The sequence below is a fragment of the Streptomyces alkaliterrae genome (assembly GCF_007097205.2).
Taxonomy (GTDB): Bacteria; Actinomycetota; Actinomycetes; order Streptomycetales; family Streptomycetaceae; genus Streptomyces; species Streptomyces alkaliterrae.
Genome location: NZ_VJYK02000386.1, coordinates 1 through 4373, shown reverse-complemented (window position 1 = coordinate 4373; position 4373 = coordinate 1). Strand labels below are relative to the sequence as shown.

Sequence of the window (4373 nt, the reverse complement as noted above, 5' to 3'; positions counted from 1 at the left end):
TCCCCCGCCCCACCGACGGATGCTCCGGCCCTCACCGTCGGCGCCGCCGCCGACTTCGCCGTCCGCGCCTCGGACGGCCGCTGCCTCGCCACGGTCCTGGGCGGCCGCCTCCTCCACCGCGCCCGCTGACCGCGTTTCCGGCACCGCTTCTGCCACTGTGTCCCCACCCGGCGGTCCGGCTGTCGGTAGGCGGGTGAAGAATGGGCGCATGACCCGAGCCTCGCTGGACAAGCGCCCGGACGAAGTCGCCTCCATGTTCGACGACGTCGCCGCCCGGTACGACCTGACCAACGACGTGCTGTCGCTGGGGCAGTCCCGGCTGTGGCGCCGCGAGGTGGCCCGCGCGGTCGCGGCGCGGCCGGGGGACCGGGTGCTGGACCTGGCCGCCGGTACCGGCACGTCCTCGCTGCCGTTCGTGCGCGACGGCGCCTACACCGTGGCGTGCGATTTCAGCCTCGGCATGCTGCGGGAGGGCCGCAGGCGCCACCCCGACCTGCCGTTCGTCGCGGGTGACGGTATGCGGCTGCCGTTCGCCGACGGCACGTTCGACGTGGTCACCAACTCCTTCGGGCTGCGCAACATCCAGGACACCGACGCCGCGCTGCGCGAACTGCTGCGGGTGACGAAGCCCGGCGGCAGGGTGGTCGTCTGCGAGTTCAGCCAGCCGACGTGGGGCCCGTTCCGCACGGTGTACAGCGAGTACCTGATGCGCGCGCTGCCGCCGTTGGCCCGCACGGTGTGCACCAACCCGGACGCCTACGTCTACCTCGCCGAGTCGATCCGCGCCTGGCCGAACCAGCGGCAGCTGGCCCGCCGCTTCCAGGACGCCGGCTGGGAACGAGTCGCCTGGCGCAACCTCAGCGGCGGCATCGTCGCCCTTCACCGCGGCTACCGCCCCGCCTGAGCGCCGCCCCGCCCGAGCGCGGGTTCGTACAGCCCGTGCCCGGCCCACGCCGCGCGCGGGGCCGAACGTAGACTTCGACTCGTCCAGTCCGACCTCTCGCGGGAGTCCTCGTGGCGGAGCCCACCACCACCCCAGCCTCGGAGCACCAGGCCGACGTGATCGTCGTCGGTGCCGGCCCCGCCGGCTCCACGACGGCCTACCACCTGGCCCGCGCGGGCCTGGACGTCCTGCTGCTGGAGAAGACCAGCTTCCCCCGCGAGAAGGTCTGCGGCGACGGCCTGACCCCGCGCGCGACCAAGCAGCTCGTGGCGATGGGCATCGACATCTCGGAGGAGGCCGGCTGGCTGCGCAACAAGGGTCTGCGCATCATCGGCGGCGGCCACCGCCTCCAGCTGGACTGGCCGCAGTTGGCCAGCTACCCCGACTACGGCCTCGTCCGCAAGCGCGACGACTTCGACGAGCAGCTGGCGCGGCAGGCCCAGAAGGCCGGCGCGCGACTGTACGAGCGCTGCAACGTCGGCGACCCGATCCTGGACCGCGCCGGCCGCATCACCGGCGTGCATGCCCGGCTCGGCGAGGAGAAGACGCCGGTCACTTTCCACGCCCCGGTGGTCGTCGCCGCCGACGGCAACTCCACCCGGCTGTCGCTGAAGATGGGCCTGCACCGCCGCGAGGACCGCCCGATGGGCGTCGCCGTGCGCACCTACTTCACCTCCCCGCGCCACGACGACGACTACCTGGAGTCCTGGCTGGAGCTGTGGGACCGGCGCGGGCCGCAGGACCGGCTGCTCCCCGGCTACGGCTGGATCTTCGGCATGGGCGACGGCACGTCCAACGTCGGCCTCGGCATCCTCAACAGCTCCAGCGCCTTCAAGGAGCTGGACTGGCGCGAGGTGCTGAAGGCGTGGTGTGCCTCCATGCCGGAGGAGTGGGGCTACACGCCGGAGAACATGACGACCACCATCCGCGGCGCCGCCCTGCCGATGGCGTTCAACCGCCAACCCCACTACACCCGGGGCCTGTTGCTCGTCGGCGACGCCGGCGGCCTGGTGAACCCGTTCAACGGCGAGGGCATCGCGTACGCGATGGAGTCGGCGCAGATCGCCGCCGAGGTCATCGTCCAGTCCCACGCGCGCAGCACGCCCGCGCAGCGCGAACTGGCCCTGCGCCGCTACCCGAAGGTCCTCAAGGACACCTACGGCGGCTACTACACGCTGGGCCGCGCCTTCGTGAAGATCATCGGCAACCCGAAGATCATGAAGATCGCCACCGAACGCGGCCTGCCGCACCCGGTGCTGATGCGCTTCACCCTGAAGATGCTCGCCAACCTCACCGACCCCACGGGCGGCGACGCCATGGACCGCATCATCAACGGCCTCACGAAGGTCGCCCCCAGGGCCTGACGCCCACCGGCCGGGTCGCGGGATTGAGCTCTCAAAAGTTGACGATCTTCACCTTCGGCGAGCCGGGAAGTTCTTCGGCGGCCTTGCACAGCGCTGGAATGTGCGACTTGTCGGAGGTGGCGAGCAGTACCGGGGGTGTGCACAGCGCGGCCGTGGCGACGACGAGTGCGTCCACGAGGCACTCGTGCCCGTCAAGGCCCGAAACATCCAGCAGCTTCGCCGCCGTGTCCGTCACCGCGTCGTTGACCGGTTTCACGTCGAACCGGGACAGCAGGAAGCGGAGTCGTTTGGCGGCTTCTCCTGTGCGTCGCACCTCCAAGGGCGTCAGGACGGACAGCGCCACTCGGCGGCCGCTCTGCTGGGCGACTTCGATACGCGCACGCATCCCCTCGTCGCCGTCGACGTGCAACGAAAGCCCTTGGGCGTCCAGGACGAGCGTGCCTTCGCGCTTGGCCTTGGCCTTGAGGCGCTTGCTCACCACTCCTGTTCCGCCTGCCGCCGTGCTTCGGCGGAGACGGGGCCGAACGCCCTGCGGTCGGCGGCCACGACCTCGCGGAGCTTCTGCGCGGCGAGCCACTCTTCCAGGGCTTCGGCCACGACGGAAGAGAAGCCGTTCTTGCCGGTGCGCTCCTCAACTTCCTTGATCAACGATTGCGCAAGCGACACGGATCTCTTGCCTGCCCGCTCAGCGGTCTGGTGTGCTACGTGGCTGCTCATACCTAAAACGTAACACCGCCGGTAGGAAAAATCTCGGGCTCGCGCGGAGACGCCGACGCGCGCCGCCGGGCGGGAGCCCGGGGCGCGCGTGGGGTGTCGCTGGGGGTCGGCCGGGAGGCCGACGGGGTCAGACGAAGCGGACGGCGCCGCTGGGGGTGCCGCCCCAGCCCATGTTGTACAGGCCGACGCCGGCGCGGGGGTTCTGGGCGCCGACGTACTTGCCGTCGCCGACGTAGATGGCCACGTGCGTGGCGCTGCCCTTGCCGCCCCAGTAGAGGATGTCGCCGGGCCGCAGGTTGCCGAGGCCGACCTCGGTGCCGGCGGAGGACTGCGCCTGCGAGGTGCGCGGCAGGCTGACGCCGACCTGGCGGAGCGCGGCGGTGGTCAGACCGGAGCAGTCGTACGCGTTGGGGCCGGTGGCGCCCAGGACGTAGGGCTTGCCGACCTGGGCGCGGGCGAAGGCGGCGACCGCGGCGGCGGAGCCGGTGGCGGCGCTGGCCGGGGCCTGCGTCGTGGGGGCCGTGGCGGTGGAGGTGCCCGGCAGGGTGCGCTGGGTGCTGCGGGAGGCGCGGGTATCGGCCGCACGCGCCTCGGCGGCGCGGGCTTCCGCGGCGCGCTTCTCGGCTGCCTGGCGGGCGCGTTCGGCGGCGGCCTCGGCCGCCTTGCGCTCCTTCTCGGCGGCGACCTTGGCGGTCTTCGCCGCGGCCTTGCGGGCCTTGCCGGCCGCTTCGGCCTGCTCGGCGCGGAGTTCGTACTGGACCGCGATGCTCTGGGTCGCGTACACCGCCTCGTCGGCGCCCTGGGAGACGAGGTCTCCGAGCGTCGGCATCTCGACGGTGTCAACGGGGGACGCGGTCGCGACGGAGGCCGGGGAGGCCGCGCCGGTGACCGCGAGAGTCGTGAGGACGCCACCGGCAACACCCGTGCTGATGAGCGTGTTCCGAGCGGAACGACGGGGTTTCCGGTGGCGGCGTATATGAGCGTTCGAGGACATGTTGTCCAGGGCTATCAGTGGGAGAACGTTCCACTCAAGCAGGGTGGAGTGCGCCACAGCCGGCCACGGGGTGCCCGTTTCATGCCTTTTGAGTATCCCTCAGGTCGTCAGATTTTCCGCGATCATGTCCGAGTACGGTCCTCTGACCACATCGTTGTCCGGATTGCCCGTTAGGTCGACGGGCCTAGCATGTCTCGGTGCGGTAACGCCAATGTGGCAGCGGCTGACGGGATTTGAATGTGACGGGGCTCACATCGCGTCTTGTCACGCGCGCTCAACATGTGCGGCCGTTCACGAGCGGGCGGTTCGAGTGGGGTCGAGCGGCCGTCGAGCGGTCGTCAGGTGGGGCCGGAAG

General features: G+C 71.1%; 5 protein-coding genes. 2 read left to right on the top strand and 3 right to left on the bottom strand.

Annotated elements, in window-relative coordinates; genetic code table 11:
- Positions 1-208: 208 nt before the first annotated feature.
- Positions 209-904: a demethylmenaquinone methyltransferase gene (locus FNX44_RS24215; protein WP_143651071.1), complete on the top strand. Its 696-nt coding sequence runs from the start codon at positions 209-211 to the stop codon at positions 902-904.
- A 110-nt stretch (positions 905-1014) separates the two neighbouring features.
- Positions 1015-2307: a geranylgeranyl reductase family protein gene (locus FNX44_RS24210; RefSeq protein ID WP_143651070.1), complete on the top strand. Its 1293-nt coding sequence runs from the start codon at positions 1015-1017 to the stop codon at positions 2305-2307.
- A gap of 31 nt (positions 2308-2338) precedes the next feature.
- Here FNX44_RS24210 and FNX44_RS24205 read toward each other — a convergent pair whose 3' ends face one another.
- The 3 genes from FNX44_RS24205 to FNX44_RS24195 all read right to left on the bottom strand — a co-directional run bounded on the left by FNX44_RS24205 (position 2339) and on the right by FNX44_RS24195 (position 3853).
- Positions 2339-2785 carry a PIN domain-containing protein gene (locus FNX44_RS24205; protein WP_143651068.1) on the bottom strand — a complete coding sequence of 149 codons (447 nt, stop codon included), beginning with the start codon at positions 2783-2785 and terminating at the stop codon, positions 2339-2341.
- Entirely contained in the window at positions 2782-3024 is a 243-nt protein-coding gene (locus FNX44_RS24200) for a hypothetical protein (protein WP_143651066.1), read from the bottom strand. Before FNX44_RS24200 ends, FNX44_RS24205 begins: the two co-directional genes overlap by 4 nt.
- 127 nt (positions 3025-3151) lie before the next feature.
- Complete coding sequence (locus tag FNX44_RS24195) at positions 3152-3853, bottom strand: C40 family peptidase (RefSeq protein ID WP_228450173.1); 702 nt, start codon at positions 3851-3853, stop codon at positions 3152-3154.
- Positions 3854-4373 lie beyond the last annotated feature (520 nt).

Coding starts and splice junctions, on each gene's coding strand:
- FNX44_RS24200 (WP_143651066.1), bottom strand. CDS start 3,024: ATGAGCAGCCACGTAGCACACCAGACCGCTGAGCGGGCAGGCAAGAGA.
- FNX44_RS24195 (WP_228450173.1), bottom strand. CDS start 3,853: ATGCCGACGCTCGGAGACCTCGTCTCCCAGGGCGCCGACGAGGCGGTG.
- FNX44_RS24215 (WP_143651071.1), top strand. CDS start 209: ATGACCCGAGCCTCGCTGGACAAGCGCCCGGACGAAGTCGCCTCCATG.